General features: G+C 45.8%; 4 tRNA genes. All 4 read left to right on the plus strand.

Annotated features, from left to right (window positions below):
- The 4 genes from AC1DRF_RS31820 to AC1DRF_RS31835 all read left to right on the plus strand — a co-directional run bounded on the left by AC1DRF_RS31820 (position 1) and on the right by AC1DRF_RS31835 (position 436).
- Positions 1 to 83 (plus strand) — tRNA-Leu (locus tag AC1DRF_RS31820).
- A 22-nt stretch (positions 84 to 105) separates the two neighbouring features.
- A tRNA-Leu gene (locus AC1DRF_RS31825) sits at positions 106 to 191 on the plus strand.
- A gap of 90 nt (positions 192 to 281) precedes the next feature.
- Positions 282 to 358 (plus strand) — tRNA-Arg (locus tag AC1DRF_RS31830).
- 4 nt (positions 359 to 362) lie between these two features.
- Positions 363 to 436 (plus strand) — tRNA-Gly (locus AC1DRF_RS31835).
- Positions 437 to 554: the final 118 nt, after the last annotated feature.

Consider the following 554-nt stretch of genomic DNA (forward strand, 5'->3'; position numbering starts at 1 on the left):
GCGGGTGTGGCGGAATTGGCAGACGCGCTAGACTTAGGATCTAGTGTCTTTACGACGTGGGGGTTCAAGTCCCTTCACCCGCATCTTATTCATTTTATGTATTTAGCGGTCGTGGCGGAATGGCAGACGCGCTAGGTTGAGGGCCTAGTGGGGGCGACCCCGTGGAGGTTCAAGTCCTCTCGGCCGCACCAAAAAAACTTTTAAAAAAAGTGTTGACATAAGAAAATAGAAATGATATTATAATAAAGTCGCCAAAACAACGGTGGTAAACATCATAAGAAGCGCCCGTAGCTCAATTGGATAGAGCGTTTGACTACGGATCAAAAGGTTAGGGGTTCGACTCCTCTCGGGCGCGCCATATTGCGGGTGTAGTTTAGTGGTAAAACCTCAGCCTTCCAAGCTGATGTCGTGAGTTCGATTCTCATCACCCGCTCCAAATATATTGAACTTTGAAAACTGAACAAAGCGACAAACGTCAACGTTAATTTTTATTTTTTAAATTGAGCAAGTCAAACATTTCTTCGGAGAGTTTGATCCTGGCTCAKGATGAACGC

This window comes from Priestia sp. P5_B4, from assembly GCF_056400385.1.